At 73.1% G+C, this 23,908-nt stretch carries 21 protein-coding genes and 2 tRNA genes; 17 read left to right on the top strand and 6 right to left on the bottom strand.

Going from position 1 to position 23,908, the window contains the following annotated elements; genetic code table 11:
- Positions 1-7: 7 nt before the first annotated feature.
- The 14 genes from recF (at position 8) to IR170_RS06355 (ending at position 14,289) form a co-directional block, all read left to right on the top strand.
- Positions 8-1,252 (top strand): DNA replication/repair protein RecF, encoded by a 1,245-nt coding sequence (gene recF, locus IR170_RS06415; protein WP_193661710.1) that lies wholly within the window; start codon positions 8-10, stop codon positions 1,250-1,252.
- Positions 1,245-1,850 carry a DUF721 domain-containing protein gene (locus IR170_RS06410; RefSeq protein ID WP_193661709.1) on the top strand — a complete coding sequence of 202 codons (606 nt, stop codon included), beginning with the start codon at positions 1,245-1,247 and terminating at the stop codon, positions 1,848-1,850. The genes recF and IR170_RS06410 overlap by 8 nt, the downstream gene beginning before the upstream one ends.
- A 183-nt stretch (positions 1,851-2,033) precedes the next feature.
- A complete protein-coding gene (gyrB, locus tag IR170_RS06405; protein WP_227488774.1) occupies positions 2,034-4,217 on the top strand; it encodes a DNA topoisomerase (ATP-hydrolyzing) subunit B in 2,184 nt (727 codons plus the stop codon).
- 138 nt (positions 4,218-4,355) lie between these two features.
- On the top strand, positions 4,356-7,031 hold the full coding sequence (gene gyrA, locus IR170_RS06400) for a DNA gyrase subunit A (RefSeq protein WP_406603376.1): 2,676 nt from the start codon (positions 4,356-4,358) through the stop codon (positions 7,029-7,031).
- Positions 7,031-7,576, top strand: a complete 546-nt coding sequence (locus IR170_RS06395) for a DUF3566 domain-containing protein (protein WP_193661707.1) — start codon at positions 7,031-7,033, stop codon at positions 7,574-7,576. The genes gyrA and IR170_RS06395 overlap by 1 nt, the downstream gene beginning before the upstream one ends.
- 117 nt (positions 7,577-7,693) lie before the next feature.
- Positions 7,694-7,770: transfer RNA gene (locus IR170_RS06390), tRNA-Ile, on the top strand.
- A 73-nt stretch (positions 7,771-7,843) separates the two neighbouring features.
- Positions 7,844-7,969: a DLW-39 family protein gene (locus tag IR170_RS19370; RefSeq protein ID WP_228941994.1), complete on the top strand. Its 126-nt coding sequence runs from the start codon at positions 7,844-7,846 to the stop codon at positions 7,967-7,969.
- Between the two features lie 68 nt (positions 7,970-8,037).
- Positions 8,038-8,113: transfer RNA gene (locus IR170_RS06385), tRNA-Ala, on the top strand.
- Between the two features lie 115 nt (positions 8,114-8,228).
- Entirely contained in the window at positions 8,229-8,762 is a 534-nt protein-coding gene (locus IR170_RS06380) for a hypothetical protein (protein ID WP_193661706.1), read from the top strand.
- 151 nt (positions 8,763-8,913) lie between these two features.
- Complete coding sequence (locus IR170_RS06375) at positions 8,914-9,822, top strand: hypothetical protein (RefSeq protein ID WP_193661705.1); 909 nt, start codon at positions 8,914-8,916, stop codon at positions 9,820-9,822.
- A gap of 1,137 nt (positions 9,823-10,959) precedes the next feature.
- Positions 10,960-11,946, top strand: coding sequence for an SURF1 family protein (locus IR170_RS06370; protein WP_193661704.1), 987 nt, complete (start codon positions 10,960-10,962; stop codon positions 11,944-11,946).
- Positions 11,943-12,383 (top strand): DUF3817 domain-containing protein, encoded by a 441-nt coding sequence (locus IR170_RS06365; RefSeq protein WP_319804931.1) that lies wholly within the window; start codon positions 11,943-11,945, stop codon positions 12,381-12,383. Before IR170_RS06370 ends, IR170_RS06365 begins: the two co-directional genes overlap by 4 nt.
- Complete coding sequence (locus tag IR170_RS06360; protein WP_227488820.1) at positions 12,380-13,237, top strand: patatin-like phospholipase family protein; 858 nt, start codon at positions 12,380-12,382, stop codon at positions 13,235-13,237. The genes IR170_RS06365 and IR170_RS06360 overlap by 4 nt, the downstream gene beginning before the upstream one ends.
- Positions 13,234-14,289 carry a 1-acyl-sn-glycerol-3-phosphate acyltransferase gene (locus IR170_RS06355; protein ID WP_319804930.1) on the top strand — a complete coding sequence of 352 codons (1,056 nt, stop codon included), beginning with the start codon at positions 13,234-13,236 and terminating at the stop codon, positions 14,287-14,289. The genes IR170_RS06360 and IR170_RS06355 overlap by 4 nt, the downstream gene beginning before the upstream one ends.
- Positions 14,290-14,413: 124 nt before the next feature.
- On the opposite strand, the gene IR170_RS06350 is transcribed toward IR170_RS06355, so the two are convergent.
- Entirely contained in the window at positions 14,414-15,217 is an 804-nt protein-coding gene (locus tag IR170_RS06350) for a hypothetical protein (protein ID WP_193661703.1), read from the bottom strand.
- Between the two features lie 165 nt (positions 15,218-15,382).
- On the opposite strand from IR170_RS06350, the gene IR170_RS06345 reads away from it, so the two are divergent.
- Positions 15,383-15,895: a peptidylprolyl isomerase gene (locus IR170_RS06345; protein ID WP_056865121.1), complete on the top strand. Its 513-nt coding sequence runs from the start codon at positions 15,383-15,385 to the stop codon at positions 15,893-15,895.
- A gap of 128 nt (positions 15,896-16,023) precedes the next feature.
- Here the strand turns inward: IR170_RS06345 and IR170_RS19365 are convergent, their stop codons facing one another.
- Positions 16,024-16,200, bottom strand: a complete 177-nt coding sequence (locus IR170_RS19365) for a hypothetical protein (RefSeq protein ID WP_227488773.1) — start codon at positions 16,198-16,200, stop codon at positions 16,024-16,026.
- Here IR170_RS19365 and IR170_RS06340 point away from each other — a divergent pair.
- On the top strand, positions 16,190-16,894 hold the full coding sequence (locus tag IR170_RS06340) for a rhomboid family intramembrane serine protease (protein WP_227488772.1): 705 nt from the start codon (positions 16,190-16,192) through the stop codon (positions 16,892-16,894). The two genes, IR170_RS19365 and IR170_RS06340, sit on opposite strands and share 11 nt — an antisense overlap.
- 481 nt (positions 16,895-17,375) lie before the next feature.
- On the opposite strand, the gene IR170_RS06335 is transcribed toward IR170_RS06340, so the two are convergent.
- On the bottom strand, positions 17,376-17,834 hold the full coding sequence (locus IR170_RS06335; protein WP_193661701.1) for a cell division protein CrgA: 459 nt from the start codon (positions 17,832-17,834) through the stop codon (positions 17,376-17,378).
- Between the two features lie 92 nt (positions 17,835-17,926).
- On the opposite strand from IR170_RS06335, the gene IR170_RS06330 reads away from it, so the two are divergent.
- Positions 17,927-18,799 carry a DUF881 domain-containing protein gene (locus IR170_RS06330; protein ID WP_227488771.1) on the top strand — a complete coding sequence of 291 codons (873 nt, stop codon included), beginning with the start codon at positions 17,927-17,929 and terminating at the stop codon, positions 18,797-18,799.
- Here the strand turns inward: IR170_RS06330 and pknB are convergent.
- From pknB to IR170_RS06315, 3 genes are read right to left on the bottom strand one after another with little or no spacing between them, the layout of a single operon-like run.
- The gene (gene pknB, locus IR170_RS06325) at positions 18,775-20,649 is read right to left on the bottom strand and encodes a Stk1 family PASTA domain-containing Ser/Thr kinase (protein WP_193661700.1); all 1,875 of its coding nucleotides are present in this window, start codon (positions 20,647-20,649) and stop codon (positions 18,775-18,777) included. The two genes, IR170_RS06330 and pknB, sit on opposite strands and share 25 nt — an antisense overlap.
- Positions 20,646-22,346, bottom strand: coding sequence for a serine/threonine protein kinase (locus tag IR170_RS06320; RefSeq protein ID WP_193661699.1), 1,701 nt, complete (start codon positions 22,344-22,346; stop codon positions 20,646-20,648). The genes pknB and IR170_RS06320 overlap by 4 nt, the downstream gene beginning before the upstream one ends.
- Entirely contained in the window at positions 22,343-23,842 is a 1,500-nt protein-coding gene (locus IR170_RS06315) for a peptidoglycan D,D-transpeptidase FtsI family protein (RefSeq protein WP_056865126.1), read from the bottom strand. Before IR170_RS06315 ends, IR170_RS06320 begins: the two co-directional genes overlap by 4 nt.
- Positions 23,843-23,908 lie beyond the last annotated feature (66 nt).

The following is a 23,908-nucleotide window of genomic DNA, read 5'->3' as shown; positions in this document are numbered from 1 at the left end:
CCGCCGGGTGTACGTCTCCCACCTCACCCTCCACGACTTCCGCTCCTACCCCGCGGCCGACGTCGCGCTCGAGCCGGGCGTCACGGCCTTCATCGGCCGCAACGGCCAGGGCAAGACCAACCTGGTCGAGGCGATCGACTACCTCTCGCGCCTGGCCTCGCACCGGGTGGCCAGCGACGCCCCGCTGATCCGGGCCGGCGCGGAGCAGGCGATCGTGCGGGCCGCCGTCGTGCGCGACGGGCGCACGGCGGTGCTCGAGGTCGAGCTCAACCCCGGCAGGAGCAACCGCGCCCGCATCAACCGCTCCCCGCTGCCGCGGGCCCGCGACCTGGTCGGCCTGGTGCGCACCGTGGTCTTCTCGCCGGAGGACCTCACGCTGGTCAAGGGCGACCCGTCGGACCGGCGCAAGTTCCTCGACGACCTGCTCGTGCTGCGCACCCCGCGCCTGGCCGGGGTCCGCTCCGACTACGACCGGGTGCTGCGCCAGCGCAACTCGCTGCTCAAGACCGCGGGCGCCGCGCGCCGCGGCAGCTCGGCGCAGGAGGGCGCGCTGTCGACGCTCGGCGTGTGGGACTCCCACCTGGCCACGACCGGCGCCGAGCTGCTCGCCGAGCGGCTGGCGCTGGTCGAGCAGCTGCGGCCCTACGTCGGCTCCGCCTACGCGACCGTCGCGCGGGGTGCGCGCCGCGACGACGCCGACATCGAGTACCGCCCCAGCCTCGAGCTCGGCGGTGCCCGCACCCAGCCCGAGCTGGCCGAGGCGCTGCTGGCCGAGGTGGAGCGGCGTCGCAAGGACGAGCTCGACCGCGGCATCTCGCTGGTGGGACCCCACCGCGACGAGCTGCTGCTCACGATCGGCCACGGCGCCGGTCCCGCGACCGGCGCCTCGACCGACGAGGCGGCCGAGGCCGACGCCGACCCCGGCGCCGGTGACGGCGAGGAGGCCCCGACCAGCGGCGGGCCGCGGCTGCCGGTGAAGGGCTACGCCTCCCACGGCGAGTCGTGGTCGTTCGCGCTGGCGCTGCGCCTGGCCTCCTACGACCTGTTGCGCTCCGACGGCGACGACCCGATCCTGATCCTGGACGACGTCTTCGCCGAGCTCGACACCGAGCGGCGGGCGCAGCTCGCCGAGCTGGTCGCGGGGGCCGAGCAGGTACTGGTGACCGCGGCCGTCGCCGCCGACGTGCCCGCCGCGCTGGCCGGGGCGAGGTTCCTGGTGGGGGAGGGGAAGGTACGCCGCGACGATGCCTGACCCCACCGACCCCGCCGACCCCCGCGGACCGGACCGCCCCGAGCGGCCCGCCGGCCCCGCCTCCTCCGACGGCCCGACCGCGGCGGGGCCCGACGAGCAGCCGGAGCACCGCCCCGACGGGCTGGAGCTGGCCCGGGCGATCGCACGGGCCACGGCCGGCACGACGTCGGCGGCGCGCCGGCGCAAGCCGCGCCGCGACCGCGGCAGCGGCGGGCGGGTCAGCGGCTCGCACCCCGACGACCGTGACCCCCAGCTGCTCGACGCCACGCTGGCGCGGCTCGTGGGCGACCACGGCTGGGAGCTCGACCTGCGGGTGCACGGCGTCTTCGGGCGCTGGCCCGAGCTGGTCGGCCAGGAGGTCTCCTCGCACTGCACGCCGGAGTCGTTCGCCGACGGGCGCCTGGTCGTGCGCACCGACTCCACCGCCTGGGCCACCCAGCTCAAGCTGCTGGCGCCGACGCTGGTGCGCCGGCTCAACGAGGAGCTGGGCCACGGCACGGTCGTGGTGATCGAGGTGCTCGGCCCCCACGGGCCGACGTGGAAGAAGGGCCCGCGCTCGGTGCGCGACGGTCGCGGCCCGCGCGACACCTACGGCTGACCAGCGGCCGCGTCGCTCGGCGCCGCTCGGCGCCCCACGGAGCGGCTCCGGCGTACCCGTCCCTGTCCGACCCCCTCCCGTGCGCTCCACGAGGCCCTCAGGGAGCGCTCAGGGCGGTTTTTTCCACAGTGAGGACCCCCGGCTGGGGACGCCTGCGTGAGCAGAGGCCCTCAGCGGGCTATCATGGGCCCCTGGGTCGCCTCGCGCGACCCTGCTCATGTCACGCTCCTCGCGGAGCCGGAGTCTGAAGAGGTGGACGTGTCCGAGGACAACCAGGCAGAGATCCCGGAGACGACAGCCCCCCAGCCGCCCAACGGCGTCGAGTACGACGCCTCCGCGATCCAGGTCCTCGAGGGCCTCGAGGCCGTGCGCAAGCGCCCGGGCATGTACATCGGCTCCACCGGCGTGCGCGGCCTGCACCACCTGATCTGGGAGATCGTCGACAACGCGGTCGACGAGTCGCTGGCGGGCTACTGCGACCGCATCGTCGTGACGCTGACCGACGACGGCGCCATCCGGGTCGAGGACAACGGGCGCGGCATCCCCACCGACACCGCCCCGGGCCAGGAGATGCCGGCGGTCACGATGGCGCTGACCATGCTCCACGCCGGCGGCAAGTTCGGCGGGGGCGGCTACAAGGTCTCCGGCGGTCTGCACGGCGTCGGCGTCTCCGTGGTCAACGCCCTGTCGACCCACCTGGTCGTCGAGGTGCGCAACCGCGGCCACCTGTGGCGCCAGTCCTTCACCATCGGGGTGCCCGACGGCCCGCTGGAGCAGGTCCGCGCGATGGAGCCCGGCGAGCGGACCGGCACGACGGTCACCTACTGGGCCTCGCCGGAGATCTTCGAGACCACCGAGTACTCCCTCGAGACCATCGCCGCCCGCTTCCGCGAGATGGCCTTCCTCAACAAGGGCCTCGAGATCGTCCTGCGCGACGAGCGGCCCGCGGCCAGCGACGTCGCCGACGCGGTCGAGGACGACACCGTCGACCCCGACGACGAGGGCGGCATCGACGACGCCGGCCACGACGCGATCAAGCGCGGCGACGCCGGCGGCCTGGAGCAGGTCTTCAAGTACGACCGCGGCCTGGTCGACTACGTCGAGCACCTCAACCGCCGCAAGACCGCCGCCAACCCGACGGTCATCTCCTTCGAGGCCGAGACCCCGGAGTCGGTGGAGAACCACATGTCGCTCGAGGTCGCGATGCAGTGGAACACCAGCTTCACCGAGTCGGTCCACACCTTCGCCAACACCATCAACACCCACGAGGGCGGCACCCACGAGGAGGGCTTCCGCGCGGCGCTGACCGGGCTGGTCAACACGTGGGGCTTCGAGTGGGGCCTGATGAAGAAGCAGGAGGACCGCGTCTCCGGCGACGACATCCGCGAGGGCCTCACCGCGATCATCTCGATCAAGATGGGCGAGCCGCAGTTCGAGGGCCAGACCAAGACCAAGCTCGGCAACACCGAGGCCAAGGGCTTCGTGCAGCGCCTGATGAACGAGCAGCTCGGCGACTGGCTGGAGAAGAACCCCGCCGAGGGCAAGGACATCGTGCGCAAGGCCCAGGCCGCGCAGTCGGCCCGCCTCGCCGCCCGCAAGGCCCGCGACCTGGCCCGCAACCGCAAGGGCCTGCTCGGCGGCGGCGGACTGCCCGGCAAGCTCTCGGACTGCCAGTCGACCAACCCTGCGGAGTGCGAGGTCTTCATCGTCGAGGGCGACTCGGCCGGCGGCTCGGCCCGCCAGGGCCGCGACCCGCGCATCCAGGCGATCCTCCCGATCCGCGGCAAGATCCTCAACGTCGAGAAGGCCCGCATCGACAAGGTGCTGGGCAACACCGAGGTGCAGTCGATCATCTCCGCCCTGGGCACCGGCATCCAGGAGGAGTACGACCCCGCCAAGCTGCGCTACCACAAGGTCGTGCTGATGGCCGACGCCGACGTCGACGGCCACCACATCAACACCTTGCTGCTGACGTTGCTCTTCCGCTTCATGCGGCCCCTCATCGAGGGCGGCTACGTCTACATGGCCCAGCCCCCGCTCTACCGCCTGCGGTGGAACAAGCCGGCCGAGCACGAGTTCGTCTACTCCGACGCCGAGCGCGACGCGCTGCTGCGCGAGGGCCAGGCCGCGGGCAAGAAGCTGCCCAAGGAGAACCCGGTCCAGCGCTACAAGGGCCTCGGCGAGATGAACGCCAAGGAGCTGTGGGAGACGACCATGGATCCCGATCAGCGGCTGATGCTGCAGGTCACCCTCGACGACGCCGCCCACGCCGACGAGATCTTCTCGATCCTCATGGGCGAGGACGTCGAGCAGCGGCGCTCCTTCATCCAGCGCAACGCCAAGGACGTCCGATTCCTGGATATCTAGCTCTCTCGCGAGATCGCTAGATTCCGGTAGAACCGACCAGAGAGACCGAGACACGTGACCCAGACCCCGACCGACGGCACCCCTCCCTCCGACGGAGGACCCGGGGGGCGCATCGAGCCCGTCGAGCTGCAGACCTCGATGCAGCGCGCCTACATCGACTACGCCATGGCCGTCATCGTCGGGCGCGCGCTGCCCGACGTGCGCGACGGCCTCAAGCCGGTGCACCGCCGCGTGCTCTACGCGATGTTCGACGGCGGCTACCGCCCCGACCGCGGCTTCTCGAAGTGCTCGCGCGTGGTCGGCGACGTCATGGGTCAGTACCACCCCCACGGCGACACCGCGATCTACGACACCCTGGTGCGCCTCGCGCAGCCGTGGGTGATGCGCGCCCCGCTCATCAACGGCCAGGGCAACTTCGGCTCGCCGGGCAACGACTCCGCCGCGGCCATGCGGTACACCGAGTGCCGCATGGCGCCGCTGGCCATGGAGATGGTCCGCGATATCGAGAAGGAGACCGTCGACTTCCAGCCCAACTACGACGGTCGCTCGCAGGAGCCCGTCGTCCTGCCCTCGCGCATCCCCAACCTGCTGGTCAACGGCTCGGCCGGCATCGCGGTCGGCATGGCCACCAACATCCCGCCGCACAACCTGCGCGAGGTCGCCGCCGGCGCCCGCTGGGCCCTCGAGCACCCCGACGCCAGCCGCGAGGAGCTCCAGGACGCCCTCATCGAGCGGATCAAGGGCCCCGACTTCCCCAACGGCGCGCTCATCACCGGCCGTCAGGGCATCGAGCAGGCCTACCGCACCGGCCGCGGCTCGATCACCCAGCGTGCGGTGATCGAGGTCGACGAGGACGCCAAGGGCCGCACCTGCCTGGTGGTCACCGAGCTGCCGTACATGGTCAACCCCGACAACCTCGCGCTGAAGATCGCCGAGCTCGCCGACTCCGGCAAGGTCCAGGGCATCTCCGACGTCCGCGACGACACCTCCGACCGCACCGGCCAGCGCCTCGTGGTCGTGCTCAAGCGCGACGCCGTGGCCCGCGTCGTGCTCAACAACCTGCTCAAGCACACCGAGCTGCAGACCAACTTCAGCGCCAACATGCTGGCCCTGGTCGACGGCGTGCCGCGCACCCTGAGCATCGACCAGTTCATCAGCAACTGGGTCGAGCACCAGGTCGAGGTCATCCGCAGGCGCACCGAGTACCTCCTGCGCGAGGCCGAGCGCCGCGCCCACATCCTGCGCGGCCTGGCCAAGGCCCTCGACCAGCTCGACGAGGTCATCGCGCTGATCCGCCGCTCGCCCGAGGTCACCGACGCGCGCGACGGGCTCATGGAGCTGCTCGAGATCGACGACGTGCAGGCCATGGCGATCCTCGACCTCCAGCTGCGCCGCCTGGCCGCGCTGGAGCGGCAGAAGATCATCGACGAGCTGGCCGAGATCGAGCTGACCATCGCCGACCTCCAGGACATCCTGGCCAACGTCACCCGCCAGCGGCAGATCGTCTCCGACGAGCTCGGCGAGATCGTGGAGAAGTACGGCGACGACCGGCGCACCCAGATCATCGCGGCCGACGGCGACCTGTCGATGGAGGACCTGATCCCCGACGAGGAGCTCGTCGTCTCCATCACCCGCGGCGGCTACGCCAAGCGGACCCAGCGGGCGCAGTACCGCACCCAGAAGCGTGGCGGCAAGGGCGTGCGCGGCGCGACGCTGCGCGGCGACGACGTCGTCGAGCACTTCATCGCCACCTCCAACCACCACTGGCTGCTGTTCTTCACCACCGCCGGCCGGGTCTACCGCACGAAGGCCTACAACCTGCCCGAGGCCTCCCGCGACGCCAAGGGCGGCCACGTGGCCGGCCTGCTGTCCTTCCAGCCCGACGAGTCGATCGCCCAGGTGCTCGCGATCCGCGACTACGACCAGGCCGACTACCTCGTCCTGGCCACCCGCAGCGGGCTGGTGAAGAAGACCCGCCTCGGCGACTACAACAGCCCGCGCCAGGCCGGCGTCATCGCGATCAACTTCCGCGAGGACGACGACGAGCTGATCGGCGCCGAGCTGGTGGGCTCCGAGGACGACATCCTCCTGGTCTCCCGCAAGGGCCAGTCGATCCGCTTCCGCGCCGACGACACTCAGCTGCGACCGATGGGCCGCGCCACCTCGGGCGTCTCGGGCATGAAGTTCCGCGACGGCGACTCGCTGCTGTCGATGTCGGTCATCCGTGCGGCGCAGGTGGCCGCCGAGATGGCCGCCGGCCTCGACACCGAGACCGACCTCGACGCCCCCGACGTCGAGGCCTCCCCGGAGCAGGTGGAGGAGGTCAAGCCGCAGTACGTCTTCACCATCACCGATGGGGGCTTCGCCAAGCGCACCCGGATCTCGGAGTACCGCCTGCAGTCGCGCGGCGGCATCGGCATCAAGGCGATGTCGCTGGCCAACGAGGACCGCGGTGGCCTGGTCGGTGCGTTCATCGTCGAGGACGGTGACGAGATCATGGCCATCACCCAGAGCGGCCAGGTCGTGCGCAGCCCCGTCAACGACGAGTTCCGCCCCACGGGCCGCTCCACGATGGGCGTGAAGTTCGTCGGCCCGAAGGCCGGTGACGCGGTCGCCGTGGTAGCCCGCTCGGTCGAGGCCAAGGTGGAGGAGCAGGTCGAGGAGTCGGCCGATGCCGACGCGGATGCAACAATCGAAGCCGGTGACGCGTCGCAGGACGTGGACGCCACCGCTGATGATGTCGCCGACGCCGCTGTCGACGGCGCCGCCGACGAGACCACCTCCGCGACCGACGACGGAGAGGGCGAGGACTGATGACCGACCGACCCGCCGAGCGGGGCTCGACCCGCACCGACGACCCCGATGCCACCGCCACGCGGCCGGCGCTCACAGACCGCGTGCAGTCGGCCTTCTCCTCGATGACGCAGGAGAAGAAGGCCAAGGCGACCGGCACCACCGTCACCCCGGGCGCCGGCGCCACCTCCCGGGGCCCGCGCCGGGCGCGACTGCGGCTGACCCGCATCGACCCCTGGTCGGTGATGAAGACGTCGTTCCTGCTGGCCATCGCCTTCGCCGTGGTCACCGTCGTCTCGGTGCTCATGGTCTGGTCGGTGCTCGGCGCCGCCGGGGTCTGGGAGTCGATCAACGAGACCGTGCGCAACATGATCGGCGGCCAGGAGGCCGGCGACTTCGACGTCGAGAACTACGTCGGCACCTCCCGCGTCCTGGGCTTCACGATGCTGGTGGCCGCCATCGACGTCGTGCTGATCACCGCCGTCGCCACCCTCGGTGCGTTCCTCTACAACATGGCCGCCGCGCTCCTCGGCGGCATCGAGGTCACCCTCTCCGAGGACAACTGACACCTCGCGGCGCCGCGGCCGGAGCACCGGCCGCGGCCCGTTTTGTCCCGGCCCGGCGCGGTGGGGTAACGTCACGCCTCGGTCGCCCGGCGTCCACCCCGATCCAGGTCGGGAAGAGGGCCTATAGCTCAGACGGTTAGAGCGCTTCCCTGATAAGGAAGAGGTCACAGGTTCAAGTCCTGTTAGGCCCACCAGCACGACCACCGCCTCCCGCTCCACGAGGCACAGCCGGAGTCACCGATCGCCCCACCACTGCGGAGGCACACCGTGAAGAAGATCGTCCTGCTGGCCCTCGCCGCCGCCGGAGCCGTCCTCACCAAGCGCAAGCTCGATGAGAGCCGCTCGGAGCAGGCCCTGTGGGCCGAGGCCACCGACCCGGTCGCCCGCTCCTGAGGCCTCGGCCTCCCACCGACTGATCCACCCGGTGGCCCCCGCGGCCACACCCGCGGCTCACGCCGTACGGGGCCTTGGCGCAATTGGTAGCGCACCTGCTTTGCAAGCAGGGGGTTAGGGGTTCGAGTCCCCTAGGCTCCACCACTCGGTCGCCCTCATGACCCCTCTCTGCTCGACGCGCCAGCCCGCCGGAGTCCGCCGCACCGTGCTCGCGCTGGACGACTAGCTTCTTGGTGGGCGAGCTGCGAAGCTTCGGCCGATGGAGGGCTATGCGCGGCACGTCAAGGCGTCCCTCTCCCCGGACCAAGCCCTCGAGATGCAGGCCGTCGACGCCCTCGCCGCTCGGTTGCTCGCCCACATCGCATCGACAGCTGACGAGATCGCGACGTTGCACGTCCACAATGCGAAGAGCAAGGCCATCCAGGATCACTTCGCCGTCCTCCTGCGCGAGGAGTTGGGATTCGGGGAGGAGGTGGTGCTGACTCCCCAGACGGGGCTCGTCACGCAGGCCCGGCCGGACTTCTTCTTCACGCTCGCGGAGCAGCGGGGAATCATCGCCGAGGTCGAGCGCGGTGGCACCATCACCAACAACCACGATCTCAAGGACCTGTGGAAGGCCCACGTGGCGGCTGACGCACACCACCTGTTCTTGATCGTCCCTCACAACAACTGGCGCGAGGACGGCCGGCCCAGAGAGCGCCCGTTCCTCACCGTCTCTCGTCGGCTGGGGGCTTTCTTCGGCGACGAACGGCGTGAGATCGACGTCCTGAGCGTCCACGTCTTCGCCTACTAGCCGCTGGTCCGGACGGGCCGCCCTCCCGATGTTCCACGGGAAACCATGCGGTCGGTCGACCGGGACCGTGTCGGGTCCGCTGTCCACGACGGCTGGGCGGACTTCGGCGGACTCGGCCCGCCCACGGTGGCCGGGTGGCAGACTGCCGCGCGTGCTTCCCCGCCTGACTCTCGCCGTCTGCGCGGCCACCCTGCTGCTCGGCGGGTGCGCCGAGGAGATCCCGCCGCCCGATGCCGACCAGCCGCCGCCCGCCGCGGTGGAGGCGGTGGTCGCCGCCGGCGTGCCGGAGCCCGCGGTGCTGGCGCTGCCGTACGTGCCGGCCGACGCGGCGCGCCTCGAGGTCACCGACTTCGCCCGCGTGGCGGTGCAGCTGGGCGTCGAGGACCCGACCTCGCAGGACCCCGCGGCCGACCGGGCGGCCTTCGAGCGGCGTACGACGGCCGAGACCGCGGCCCTCACCGACGGCACCCTGCTGCCGGTCGACGACCAGCTCGTGCGGCGCTTCGGGTTCGGGCAGGCCGACGTCTCCTGGGAGGCGCACGTCTTCGACGAGGACGGCACCGAGACCGGCTTCGTGCTCGGCATCGACCGGGTCGTCGACCCCGAGGCGCTGACCCGCGCGGTGGAGGCGGGCGTGGGCCCGCTGGCCGGGGCGAGCGTGGTGGCCGAGGACAGCGTCATCGTGCAGGGGCTCGACGCCTCCGGCGGCTCGTACGCCGACGACCCGGCGGTCGTCGCGCTGGTCGGGGCGCCGGCGATCTCGACCTATCTCGCCCGGGGCTGCCTCGACCCCGAGGGGGCGGACGTGTCGGGGCTGGACGACCTCCAGGTGTGGGCCATGTCCTTCCAGGGTGGCCTGGCCACGGCCACGCTGGGCCCCGACCGGGCCGACCTCTTCGACCGGCTGGAGGTGGCCGAGGCCTCGACGAGCTTCGCGCGCAGCTTCACCGACGGGGTGGCCGACCCCTCCACGGGGCGCATCGGCTTTCGGCTCAGCGACCCGCCCGCGGCGGCGGACCTGGTCGCCTCGGGTGACGTGCCGGTGGCCTCCTGCGACTGATCGGGCTCAAGGCCGGTCGGTCGGGGTACGGGGGTGACGAGGCTGTGAGGATCGCGTTGCCGTCCCGTCGGTGAGGGGCTGTGGTCTGGTGGCTGCGGGTGTGACTCGTTATGAGACCGGCTTCGTGCCTTCGACCGACCTGTCCGCTGGTGGCTTCCGGCCCGGGCCGGTCGGAGGTGCCGACCTGATCGGGATCTCGGCCGATCCGTGTCCGCACGCGGGTCGACCCGCCGCCCGGCCCGATGGCCGGCGTCGGCAAGTGGCGGGAGACGACACCTGCGGTGGCCGTCGACCGGTCGTTTGCGGCCACTTTTCGGGCGAGGCGGTCCGGAGGACGGAAGGCAGCCGCGCGTGGCGGGGCCGGTGCTGGTGGCGCTCGCGGTGACCGATTGTGCGGTAAGTGGCGGGAGATGACACCTGTGGCGGGCGTCGACCGGTCGTATGCCGCCACTTCTCGCGCGGGCCGGCCGGGGAACGCGAGGCAGCCCCGCGTGGCGGGGCCGGTGCTGGCGGCGCTCGTGGTGGCCGAGCGTGCGTAGTGGCGGGAGACGACACCTGCGGCGGCCGTTGACCGGTCGTATGCCGCCACTTCTCGCGCGGGCCGGCCGGGGGACGCGAGGCAGCCCCGCGTGGCGGGGCCGGTGCTGGCGGCGCTCGTGGTGACCGAGCGTGCGTAGTGGCGGGAGACGACAGCTGCGGCGGCCCTCGACAGGTCGTACGCCGCCACTTCTCGGGCGCCCCGGCCGGGAGGCGAGGCAGCCGCGCGTGGCCGGTCGGCGGCGCTCGCGGTGACCGACCGTCCGGGGCCGGGTGCTCGAGACCTCCACCGACTACGCGGGCGCCGACGGGTCACGACGTGACGATCCATGGGAGCGCCGGTGGCTCGCGCCCCATCCTCGACCACCGTGGTGGGGTGGTTTCGAGACGGTCGCTGGCGTGGTTCCTGAGGAGCGAGCGCAGCGAGCGTCTCGAAGGGCTCCCTCCTCAACCACCGTGTGGTGTGGGGCTCCCTCCTCGACCACCGTGCGGCTGTGGGGCTCCCTCCTCGACCACCGCGGCTGAGTCGTGGCTCACGAGGAGCGGGGCCGCCGGCCTCGGCGGGGCGGTGCGGCGTGGGGGGCTTCGTAGACTGGGGGCGTGTCGTCGCCGCTCGCCCCGCGCCTGTGGGGCGTGCACGCCCTGGGGGTCGCCGCGATCGTGGCGGCGTCGGGGCTGGGCATGTGGCAGCTCGACTCGTGGCAGGCCCAGCGTGCGGCCGAGGCCTCCGACCTGACCCGGCTCGACCCCGAGCCGCTGGCCGACGTGATCGGGGCCGACGACCGGTTCCCCGGTGACAAGGTCGGGCAGCCGGTCGTGGTGAGCGGGGTGTGGGTGCCCGACGGCACCGTCTACGTCTCGGGTCGCGAGCTCGACGGGCAGGACGGCTACTGGGTCGTGACGCCGCTGGCGATCGGGCCGGTCGACGCCGCCGACGAGCCGGGCGCGGGCGACGCCCCCGCCCTGCCGATCGTGCGGGGCTGGACCGCCGACCCGGCCGAGGCGCCCGCGCCGCCCGAGGGCGCGGCCGAGATGGTCGCCTGGCTGCAGCCCGCGGAGGGCACCGGCGAGGCCGACACCGACCGCAGCGACGACATCATCCCGCAGGTGCGCACCGCCGACCTGATCCAGCGCGTCGACCAGGACCTCTACGGCGCCTACGGCGTCGTCGCCACCGACGTGGCCCCCGGCGACTGGCCCACCGGCGACACCGCCGTCAACGACGGCACCGAGGGCCTCTCCGCCGCGACCCTGGAGCAGCTGCCGGCCGCCGACCGGTTCACCGGGCTGCGCAACTTCCTCTACGCCCTGGAGTGGTGGATCTTCGCCGCCTTCGCGGCCTTCGTGTGGTGGCGCTACGTGCGCGAGGTGACCGCCGAGCCCGAGGACGAGGCCGAGCCCCTCGACGAGGACGGGCAGGGCGACGGCCCTGGAGGCGACACCGGAGACGAGCCCGGGGGAGACCCCGCCCCGGGGCCCGGTGAGCCCGCCCGCGCCGGGAGCGGTGAGGTGGCCGACATCGACGACGCCGCCGCCCCGGGAGCCGGCACCCGGCCGGTGGCCGACCCGGTACCGTCGAAGCCGTGAGCACCGCACCCGCCTCGTCCCGCCGCACGACCACGCTGACCGAGTCGGAGGTGCGCGGCACGCTGCTGCGCTACCGGATCATGGCCAGCGTCGTCGGCGTGCTGCTCGTCGTGCTCATCCTGGTCGGCGTGCCCCTCGCCAACTTCGACGGCAGTGCGATGTGGGGCTTCATCCCCGGCACCCCCGAGCTGGTCACCCCGGGCTCGGGCGTGCAGCAGGTGGGCGAGGACATCACCGAGTACCTCGGCGTCGCCCACGGCTGGCTCTACATGATCTTCCTCGTCACCGCCTTCCTGCTGGCCCGCAAGGCGCGCTGGGAGCCCGGCTTCACCGTCGTCACGCTGCTGTGCGGCACCGTGCCGCTGCTGAGCTTCTGGGCCGAGCGCCGCGCCACCCGCGCGACCCGCGCGCTCACCGTGCCCGACCCGGTGGCCTGAGCATCACCACCGCCTTCGTCCTCGGCGGGGGCGGCGCCCTGGGCGCCGTCGAGGTCGGCATGCTCCGGGCCCTGCTCGAGCACGGCGTGCGCCCCGACCTCGTGCTCGGCACCAGCGTCGGCGCCCTCAACGGCGCCCTGGTGGCCCGCGAGCCCACCCTCGACGTCGTCGAGCACCTCACCGGGCTGTGGCAGGCCGCGGCCGGCGCGGCGAGCGGCGTACGGCGTGCCCGCGAGGAGGCGGTGTTCGGCGACCGCCCGCTGCGCAGCGTGCGGCGGGCGGTGGCCAGCGGCACCCACCTGTGGTCGGCCGGTCCGCTGGAGCGTCGGCTGCGCGCGGAGCTGGGCGAGGTCACCTTCGCCGAGCTCGCCGTGCCGCTCCAGGTGTGCGCGGCCAGCATCGAGCGCGCGGCGGAGCACTGGTTCGACTCCGGGCCGGTGGTCGACGCGGTGATGGCCAGCGCCGCGGTGCCGGGCCTGCTCCCGCCTGCGCGCGTGGGCGGGGAGCACTTCCTCGACGGCGGCATCGTCAACTCCGTGCCGCTGGCGCGCGCCCACCAGCTGGGCGCGACGCGGGTCTTCGTGCTGCAGGTCGGTCGCTTCGACCGCCCGCTGCGACCGCCGCGGCGGCCCTGGGAGGTGGCCCGGGTGTCGTTCGAGGTGGCCCGGCGCCACCGCTTCACCCGTGAGCTCGCCGAGCTGCCCGCCGGGGTGGAGGCCCACGTGCTCCCGGCCCGCGGCACCAGCAGCCGCGACGACGGGCTGCGGGCCGGCAGCGACTTCCGCGACGTGGAGACCCGGGTGCAGCTGACCTACGAGGCCTCCCGCGACTACCTGCGCGAGCACCTGCCGTGAGCACGGCCGGTCGCCGCCGCCTGCCTGCCGGGGCGGCCCGCGTGCTGCGCCTAGGGCTGGTGGCCCCGCTCGTCGTGGGCCTCACGGCGGTGCTCTGGCTGGCCCTGCCGCTGTGGCTGCTCGGCGCCGCGGCGGTCTCGCCGTGGGTGCCCGGGCGCTGGCGCGCGCTGCGCCTGGCCTGGCTGGCGGTGGTCTACCTGACCATGGAGACGGTGCTGCTCGCGGTGCTGCTGGGGCTGTGGCTCTCCTCAGGCTTCGGGCGGCGCCTGCGCACGCCGTACTTCGAGGGGATCCACTACGACCTCGTGCAGGGCGTGATGTGGGTGCTGTTCTCCGAGGCGCGCCGGGTGCTGCACCTGTCGATCACCACGGTCGGCCCGGCGCCCGACGCCCACCCCGGCCACCCGCTGCTCGTGTGCTGCCGCCACGCCGGGCCGGGTGACTCCTTCACCCTCGTGCACGCCCTCATGGACTGGTACGACAGGGAGCCGCGGGTGGTGCTCAAGGACACCCTCGCGTGGGACCCCGTCATCGGCTGCCTGCTCACCCGGCTGCCGGCGCGCTTCATCTCCCCCAGCCCCGGCGACGGGGAGGACCTGGAGTCGCAGATCGCCTCGCTGGCCACCGGCCTCGACCGCGACGACGCCTTCGTGATCTTCCCCGAGGGCGGCAACTTCTCCCCCGAGCGGCGCGAGCGCGCCATCGCCCGGCTGCACCGCCTCGGCCTGCACGCCATGGCCGGGCGCGCCGAGGCGATGCTCCACGTGCTCGCACCGAAGCCGGGTGGGCTGCTGGCCGCCCTCGAGGCCGCGCCCGAGGCCGACGTGGTGATGGTGGCCCACACCGGCCTCGACCACGTGCTCGGCGTGCGAGACCTGTGGCGCGAGCTGCCGATGGACAAGCGGATCACGATGCGGTGGTGGCAGGTGCCGCGCTCCGAGATCCCCACCGACCGCGAGGAGCAGATCGCCTGGCTCTACGACTGGTGGGAGCGCATCGACGCCTGGGTCGAGGAGCACCGCCCCGAGGACCTGCCGGCCCGTCGCCGCTGACGCCGGCCGCTGACCGGGGCCGGGCCCGGACGCGACGAGGGCGCCGGACCGTGGTGGTCCGGCGCCCTTGTGGCGGTGCCGGGTCGTGCCGGGTCGTGCGGGCCGCGGTGGGCGGCCCCGGGTGCTACTTCTTGTCGCCGTCGAGGTCGACGACCTCGGCCGGCTCGTCGGGGGTGGTGATGGGGTGGGCGGCCTCGGCGCGGTCTGCGATGGCCTCGTCGGGCGAGGAGCCGGCGGCGTCGTCGGCGTCGTCCTCGCTGACACCGGCCAGCGGCGCGGCGGGGGAGGCCGGGGTCGCCGGGGCCGCGGGAGCGGGGCTCGGCACGTACGAGGACTGCCAGTTGTCGGCCTGCTTGCCGCCCTGGAGCTTCTTGGCCACGACGCCGCCGACGGCGGCGAGCACGACGACCAGGAGCAGCTTCTTCAGCTTGCCGCCCTTCGAGGGGGCGGGCTCGCCCTTGACCTGGGCGATCTTGGCCTGCGCGAGGTCCTGCAGGTCGGAGGCCTTGCTGCTGGCCAGCGCCGTGCCGGTGGCGCCGAGCGCCGCGGCCTTGGTCTTGGCGTCGCTGGAGACGGAGGAGGCGGTGTCGGCGGCCTTGCTCCGGGCCTCCGCGCCCAGCTCGGCGGCCTTGCTGCGGGCGTCGGCGGCACGCTCGGCGGCCTTGCTGCGGGCCTCCGCGCTCAGGTCGGCGGCCTTGCTGCGGGCGTCGGCGGCGCGCTCGGCGGCCTTGTCGCGGGCGTCGGCGACGTAGGGGGCCGCCTTGTCGCGCGCGTCGGAGACGTAGGGGGCGGCCTTGTCGCGGGCCTCGCCGAGCAGGTGCACGGCCTCGTCGCGGGCGGTGGAGACGGCGGCCTCGATCTGGGGCCGCACGGACTCGACGTAGTCACCCGCCTGCTCGATCAGGGTCTTCTTCTTGCGCAGACGCATCGCGCCACTTCCTCTCGTCGGGTGCTCAGCCATCAGACCACGCCCGCAGCGGCGGTGCGAGCCCGGCCGGCACGGGCCTGCTCTTGCGGCTCGTGCGAGGATCGTCCCGCACGGGTGGGCACGTAGCGCACACCCCGAAGTACCCAATCAGCGCGAAAGGCAGTCATGGCGCAGCCGCAGGCGGTCCTCAAGACCAACCAGGGCGACATCGTCCTCGACCTCTTCCCCGACCACGCCCCGGAGACGGTGGCCAACTTCACCGGTCTCGCGACCGGCGAGAAGAAGTACGACGCCGGCAACGGCAAGACCGGTCCGTTCTACGACGGTCTCGGCTTCCACCGCGTCATCGCCGGCTTCATGATCCAGGGCGGGTGCCCCCTCGGCACCGGCACCGGCGGTCCGGGCTACACGTTCAAGGACGAGCCGCACCCCGAGCTCACCTTCGACAAGCCCTACCTGCTCGCGATGGCCAACGCCGGCCCGGGCACCAACGGCTCGCAGTTCTTCGTCACCGTGGGCGCGACCCCGTGGCTGAACTTCAAGCACACGATCTTCGGCGAGGTGGCCGACCAGGCCTCCCGCGACGTCGTCGACAAGATCGCCGCCACGAAGACCGGCCCGGGCGACCGCCCCGTGGAGCCCGTCGTCTTCGAGTCGGTGGAGATCCGCGAGGGCTGAGCCCTCCCCGACGCCCGCTCCTGACTCCTCGCCCCCGCTCCGACACCACGACCAGGCCGAGCCGTGACCGCTGACCCGACCTCCCAGACCGGGGTGCCCACCTGCTACCGGCACCCCGACCGGGAGACCTACATCCGGTGCCAGCGGTGCGGCCGGCCCATCTGCCCCGACTGCATGCGTGACGCAGCGGTCGGGTTCCAGTGCCCGTCGTGCGTGGCGGAGGGGGCGAAGAGCACCAGGAGCGGGCGCACGGCGTACGGCGGGCTGCGCCCGACCAAGGCGTCGACGACGTCGATGGTGCTCATCGGCGTCAACGTGGTCGTCTTCCTGATGGCCCTGGCCTCGGGAGGCACCGCCGGCAAGCTGGTCGCCTACCTCGGCCAGCACACCCTCGGGCGCTGCGAGCTGCCCGACGGCCGCTACTTCCCCGGGGTCACGCAGGCGGTGTGCGAGGGCGCGGGCCCCAGCAGCGCCTACTTCGCCCCCGGCGTGGCCGACGGGGCGCTGTGGCAGCTGCTCAGCAACGGCTTCCTGCACGCCTCGATCCTGCACATCGGGCTCAACATGCTGGCCCTCTACGCCCTCGGCCCGCAGCTCGAGGTGGCGCTGGGCCGCACCCGCTTCCTCGCGCTCTACTTCGTGTCGCTGCTCGCCGGGTCCACGCTGGTGCTCTGGGCGGCCGACGAGAACACGCTCACCCTCGGCGCCTCCGGCGCGATCTTCGGGCTGCTCGGCGCCACGCTCGTCATCGCCTACAAGGTCGGCGGCAACGTCCAGCAGATCCTGCTGTGGGTCGGCCTCAACGCGCTGATCACCTTCACGGTGCCCTACATCTCCTGGCAGGGCCACCTCGGCGGCTTCCTCGGCGGCGCCGCCGTCGCCGCCGTGCTCGTCTACTCCCCCCGCGGACCCCGACGCTCCGTCGTCCAGGCCGCCGGGCTCGCCGGCGTCGTCGCCGTGCTCGCCGCCGCCGTCGTGCTGCGGCTGCTCACCGTCTGAGCCGAGCCTCACCTTCTCCGGCCACCCGGGGTGCGGGGTGGCGTCGGGACGCTCGCTGGCGTGGTTCCTCAACCACCGTGGTTCGTGGTTTCGAGACGCTCGCTGGCGTGGTTCCTGAGGAGCGAGCGCAGCGAGCGTCTCGAAGGGCTCGCTCCTCGACCACCGGGGTGCGGGTGGTTTCGAGACGCTCGCTGGCGTGGTTCCTGAGGAGCGAGCGCAGCGAGCGTCTCGAAGGGCTCGCTCCTCAACCACCGTGGCGGTCCGTGGTTTCGAGACGCTCGCTGGCGCTCGCTCCTCAACCACCGGGGTGCGGGGCTAGTTGTCCACAGCTGTGGAATCACATGTGGAGAACTACACGCGTGTAGTTCTCCACATGTTTGTCCCCAGATGTGCAGAACCGCCCGCCGTCCGGGGGGACGACGGGCGGTGCGGGCGCTGCGGCGGGGACGGGTCCGGGGGCCGGCGAAGGCCCCCGGGGGACTCACTCCCAGCGGGTGGCGAAGACGAAGCCGACGGCCATGAAGGCGATGCCGACGATGAGGTTGGACTGGTTGAGGTCGTTGAAGACCGGCACGTCGGTGAGGTCGTTGCTGAAGACGTAGAACGTGCAGATCCAGATCAGGCCGACCACGAAGCAGCCCAGCATGCCGACGACGACGCCACGGCCGCGACCGAGCGGGGTCGAGGGGTGGGCCGAGACCACGAGTCCGAGGAGGACCAGGCCGAAGCCGATGACGTAGTTCCATCGCTCGATGTCGCCCATGAAGGCCGGGCCCGAGGCCTCGGCGTCGAGCACGGTCGGGTCGGCGCGGACCCCGAGGTAGTAGTAGGCGATCCAGGCGATGCCGGCCGCGACGAGCAGGAGCGCGACGACGAAGCGGGGGCCGACCGCCGGGCCCTGGCGGGGTTCGGCGAAGGGGTCCTTGTCCTTCAACTTCACGGTGGTGCTCCTCGTCGAGGGCGCGGACGCCTCGGGGTTCGGGGTGGGCGGGGACGGGGTCCCGTCGCTTGTCGCGGGTTACCTTAGTCGGCATGACCCCGACTTCCCACGCCGCGCCGCCGCAGCCGCCGGACCCGTCGGGGCAGTCGGGGCAGCGGGAGCCGCAGGACGGCTCGGGGGCCGTGGCCGGGTGGCACCGCGTCGCGGCGTCGCTGCGTGCGCGCCGCCGGCCGGGCGGCGGACGTCCGCTGGCGTGGCGGGTCGGCACCCCCCTGGTGGTGCTGCTCAGCGGGTCGCTCTTCGTCATCAGCGCCCAGTCCAGCGAGGGCACCGACCTGCGACCGGGCCGCTACACCGACCTGTCGTCGCTCGTGGGCGCGGAGGCCGACCGGTACGACGAGCTGCGCCAGCGGGTGCAGGACCTCACCGGCGAGGTCGCCACCCTCGGCGCCCAGGTCGGCGACGCCGACACCCGGCGGGTGCAGGAGCGCATCGAGACGCTGCGCGACCCCGCGGGTCTCGAGCCGCGCGAGGGCGCCGGTGTCTCGGTCACGCTGGCCGACGCCCCCCTCGAGGTCGCCCAGGTCACCGAGCAGCCGCTCGAGCTGCTCGTGGTGCACCAGCAGGACATCCAGGCCGTCGTCAACGCCATGTGGCGCGGCGGGGCGACGGCGGTGACCGTCGCGGGCCAGCGGGTCGTGTCGACCACCGGCATCAAGTGCGAGGGCAACTCCGTGCTGCTGCAGAACGTGCCCTACCCCCAGCCCTACGTCATCGAGGCCGTCGGCGACCCCTCCGCGCTGGCCGCCTCCATCGAGGGCGACGACTACCTCGCGCGCTACCGCGCCCAGAGCGAGCTGCCCGACGTGCAGATCGGCTGGGACTTCGCCGCCGAGTCCGACGTCGTCGCGCCCGCCTTCGACGGCCTGCTCGACCTCAGCTACGCCGAGCCGCTCGAGGGCTGAGCCGGCCCGCGACGCGCGCGCCGCCCCGCCGTACGCCGGGAGGGCGTGGCCGGGAGCAGGGCGCGGCCACCGCCGCGCCCGGGCGAGGTCGTGTCGCCGGGGCTCGGCGACGGCGAGCCCGACGGGTCGTCGCTGGGCGACTCCGACGGCGACTCCGAGGGCTCCTCGGTGGGCTCCTCGAAGGTGGTGACGAAGATGTAGACGTCGTTGCCCTGGGCCAGCTCCTCGCCGGCCTCGGGCACCTGGTCGACCACGGTGCCGGTCTCGGCGTCGGTCTCGCCGTCCTCCTCGCGCACCACGGGGTTGAAGCCGGCCGCGATGATCTGGCGCCGGGCCTCGGCCTCGGTGAGACCCTCGACCGAGGGCACGGTCTCGGGGCCGTCGGAGACGGTGAGGGTCACCGTGGAGCCCGACTCGACCTGCTGGCCGGCCTCGGGAGCGGTGGAGACGACCTGGCCCGCGGGCAGGTCGGACTGGGTCTCGGCGACCCGCGCCACGAGGTCGACGTCCTCCAGCGCCGCGACGGCGGCGCGCTGCTGGAGGCCGACCACGCTCGGCACCGGCACCTCGGGGGTGCCGGTGGAGACGGTGAGGTCGATGGTGCTCCCGGGGTCGACGAAGCTGTCGCCGGAGGGGTCCTGGGAGATGACGCGGTCGGCGGCGACATTCTCGTTGGCGACGTAGTTGATGTCGCCGAGGGTCAGCCCGGCCTCGCCGATGGCGGCGCGGGCGCGGTCGATGTTGGTGCGCACGACGTCGGGCACCTGGGTCTGCTCGGGCGCGGTGGGGAAGAGTCGCGGCCACAGCAGCACGCCGGCCACGATCAGCCCGATCAGCAGCAGCACGAGGGCCACGACCAGACCGCCGCGCGAGGAGGAGGACTCCTCCTCGCCGGTGGCGTCGGGCGTCGGCGCCGGGGCGGCGACCGGCATCGGCCGCGGCGGAGGGGTCTGCGAGACGGGCACGATCGGCGGCGGGGGCGTGGCCTGCACCGGGCGGCCGGCGAGGTAGCGCTCGATGTCGCTGCGCATCGCGGCCGCGGACTGGTAGCGGTCCTCGACCCGCTTGGCCAGCGCCTTCATCACGATGGCGTCGATCTCCGGCGGCAGCGAGGTGTCGTGGTCCGAGGGCGGCTGGGCCTGCTCGCGCACGTGCTGGTAGGCCACGGCGACCGGGCTGTCGCCGACGAAGGGCGGGCGGCCGGCGAGGAGCTCGTAGAGCAGGCAGCCGGCGGAGTAGACGTCGGAGCGGGAGTCGACGGTCTCACCGCGGGCCTGCTCGGGGGAGAGGTACTGCGCGGTGCCCACGACGGCGGCGGTCTGGGTCATCGTGGAGGAGGCGTCGCTGATGGCGCGGGCGATGCCGAAGTCCATGACCTTGACGTCGCCCGACGGGGTCAGCATGACGTTGCCGGGCTTGATGTCGCGGTGGATGATGCCCGCGCGGTGGCTGTAGTCGAGGGCCGAGAGCACGCCGCTGGTGATCTCCAGGGCCCGCTCGGGCAGGATCTTGCGGCCCTCGCGCAGGATGTCGCGCAGCGTCCGGCCGGCGACGAACTCCATGACGATGTAGGGCTGCTGCACCCCCGAGCCGTCGGCGGCCGGCTCCTCGCCGGTGTCGTAGACGGCCACGATCGAGGGGTGGTTGAGCGAGGCCGACGACTGCGCCTCGCGGCGGAAGCGGGCCTGGAAGGTGGCGTCGCTGGCCAGGTCGGTGCGCAGGCGCTTGACGGCCACCACCCGGCCCAGCCGGGTGTCGGTGCCCTTGCGGACCTCGGCCATGCCGCCGCGACCGAGCAGCTCACCGATCTGGTAGCGCCCGCCGATGAGGATCGGCTGCGAGCCCGTCATGGCGTGGTCCCTTCGGTGCGGGCGGTGTCGGCGGTGTCGGCTGTGTCGGCGGAGCGACCGGAGGTGGTGGTCCCGGCGGTCCCGGTGGCGGTCGAGGGGCTGGTCGTCGTGGCGGCCGGGTCGGTGGCCCCGGGGGCGGTGTCGGGGGCGGGAGGTGCGGCGGGGTCGGCCGGGGCCCGTCCGTCGGCCGGCGACGCGGCGGTCGGGGTCGGGGTCGGGGTCGGCGTCGGGGTCGGTGTGGGAGTGGGCGTCGGGGTGGGCGTCGGGGTCGGGGTGGGCTCGGGCTCGGGGGCGGCGCCCCAGAAGCTCACCGTGACGGTGTCGCCCTCGGTGAGGGCGCCGGTGGGGTTGACCGAGTCGACGATGCCCTGCTCCTCCTCGCCCGGGTTGTCGACCTCGTTGAGGGTGACGTTGAGGCCGAGGGCCTCCAGCGCCTCCTGGACGTCGCGGTAGTCCCGCCCGACGTACTGGTCGGGGTCGACCTCGACGGTGGCCGGGGCCTCCTCGGTCGGGCTGGAGCTCGGCGACTCGCTGGGGCTCTGCTGCGTGCGCGTCGGGCTCGGCCGCTGCTCCGGGGTCTCCTCGGTGTCGTCACCGCCGCCGGAGAGGGCCAGCCACAGCACCAGCGCGCCGACGGCTAGCAGCGCGAGCAGCACCAGGGCCCACACCCAGCCGGCGGTGCCCCTGCGGCGCTCGTCGTCGGCCGGCGGCGGGGTGGATGCGGGCGTCGGGGTGGGGTCGGGCGCCACGGGGGCGCCGACGCCGGTCATCACCTGGGTGCGGTCGGCGGGCACCGCCCCGGGGGCGAGCACCTGGGTCGAGGCGGCCGAGGGCGCGTCGGGGCCCAGCGAGGAGGGGTCGCGCAGCGCGGCGGCGAAGGCCGCGGCGTCGGCGTACCGCTCGGCGGGCTCCTTGGCCAGGGCCCGGCGCACGACGCGGGCGAGGTCTGCGGGCACCGCGGCCGGCAGGTCGGGCACGGGCTGGTTCAGGTGGGCCAGGGCGGTGGTGACCGGGGTGTCGCCCTGGAAGGGACGACGCCCGGCCAGGCACTCGAAGGCCACGACGCCGAGGCTGTAGACGTCGGAGACGCCGGTCGCGGTGGTGCCGCGGGCCTGCTCGGGGGAGAGGTACTGCGGCGTGCCCATGACCTGGCCGGTCTGGGTCAGCCCGACCGACTGGGCCGCGCGGGCGATGCCGAAGTCGGTGATCTTGACCTGCCGGTCGGCGGTGACCAGCAGGTTCGCCGGCTTCACGTCGCGGTGCACGATGCCCGCGGCGTGGGCCGCGGCCAGGCCGTCGGCGGCCTGGGCCACCAGGTCGCGGGCGACGTCGGGGTCCATCGGCTGGCCCGGGCGCAGCAGCGCCGAGAGCGGCTGGCCCTCCACGAGCTCCATCACGAGGTAGGGCCGCGGCACGCCGGACCCGTCGGCGCTCTGCGCCTCGCCGAAGTCGTAGACCGCGGCGATGTGGGGGTGGTGCAGCGAGGCCGCGTGGCGGGCCTCGGTCTCGAAGCGCGACCGGAACGACGGGTCGTCGGCGTACTCGCTCTTGAGCAGCTTGACCGCCACCGTGCGACCCAGCGTCGTGTCGGTGGCCCGCCAGACCGCGCCCATGCCGCCCGTGGCGATGCGGGCGTCGAGGCGGTAGCGGCCAGCGTCGTCGGCGGAGCCGCCGATCTCGGGCATCGAGGTGGTCATCGGATCACGGCCTCCATGACGGCCTTGGCGATGGGCCCGCCGAGCAGGCCGCCGGCGATCTCGCCGCGGTCGATGCCGGGGGCCTTCTGGATGACGATGGCCACGGCGACCTGGGGGTCGTCGGCCGGGGCGAAGGACGTGAACCAGGCGTAGGGCGGCACGTCGTCGATGCCGCTCTGGGCCGTGCCGGTCTTGCCGGCCACGCTGATGCCGTCGATCGCGGCCGGCGAGGCCGTGCCGTTGTCGACGGTGGAGACCATGAGCTCGGTGACCTGGTTGGCCGTCGACTCGCTGACCGCCTCGGAGAGCAGCTCGGGCTCGGTGGCCTCGATCCGCTCGAACTCCGGCGACTGCACCTCGTCGACGAGGTAGGGCCGCATGACCTTCCCGTCGTTGGCGATGCCGGCCGCGACCATGGCCATCTGCAGCGGCGTGGCCCGCACCTCGAACTGGCCGATGCCGCTCTGGCCGGTCTCCGGCTCGTTCATGTCGGTGGGGAAGACCGACTCGGCCTGCGGCTGCAGGTCGTCGAAGTACTCCTCGTTGAAGCCGAACGCCTCGGCCTGGTCGCGCATCGCGTCGGCGCCGACCTCGACGGCCAGGCGCGCGAAGGTGGTGTTGCACGACTGCTCCATCGCCTGGGCGAAGGGGATGAGGCTCGTGCCGCAGGAGCGGCCCTCGTTGTCGATCAGCCCGGTCTCGCCCGAGGTCAGCGGCAGCTGGTACGTCGCACCGCCGGGCACCTGGTCGGCGGCGGTGTACTCGCCGCTCTCGATCGCCGCGGCGGCCGTGACGATCTTGAAGGTCGACCCCGGCGGGAGCGTGGTCTGGATGGCGCGGTTGTTGAGCGGGTCGTCCTCGTCGGCGTCGAGCTGCTCGTAGGCGGCGTTGACCTCGCTGAGGTCGTGGGAGGCCAGCCGGTTGGGGTCGAAGGACGGCAGCGAGACCATCGCGAGGACCTTGCCGGTGCGCGGGTCGAGCGCGACGACCGAGCCCTGGCCGTCGGGCCCGATGGTCTGGCGCAGGCCGTCGAAGGCGGCCTGCTGCGCCTCGGGGTCGAGGGTGAGCTGGACGTTGCCGCCCTTCTGGCCCTGGTTGCTGAGCAGGTCGACCAGCCGGGTCACGAAGAGCCGGTCGTCGTCGCCGGAGAGGATGTCGTTCTGGGTCTGCTCGATCCACTGCTGGCAGGTCGTGCAGTCGCTGGACTGGGCGTTGTAGTAGTTGAACCAGCCCGTGGCGTGGGCGTAGAGCAGCGGCTTGGCGTAGGTGCGCTGGAACTCGTAGCGGTCGTCGGAGGGCACGCTCTCGGCGACGGCCTGCCGACCCACGAGCACCGCGCCCCGCTCCTGGGAGAAGGTCGCGTCGACCGCGCGGCGGTTCTCGGGGTCGCTGTCGAGGCTGTCGGCGCGCCAGTACTGCAGGTAGGTCACGTTGAGCATCAGGGCGAGGAACAGCAGCATGATGCCGACCGAGACCGTGCGGATGGGCTTGTTCACCGGTGGTGCTCCTCTCCTGGGCGGGTGCTGGCGGGGGCGCTGACGGGGGTGGCGCTCGGTCGGCGG

The organism is Nocardioides kribbensis (genome assembly GCF_015070375.1).
Taxonomy (GTDB): domain Bacteria; phylum Actinomycetota; class Actinomycetes; order Propionibacteriales; family Nocardioidaceae; genus Nocardioides; species Nocardioides kribbensis.
The sequence above is the reverse complement of the archived record's forward strand: the minus strand, read 5'-3'. Positions and strand labels throughout refer to the sequence as shown.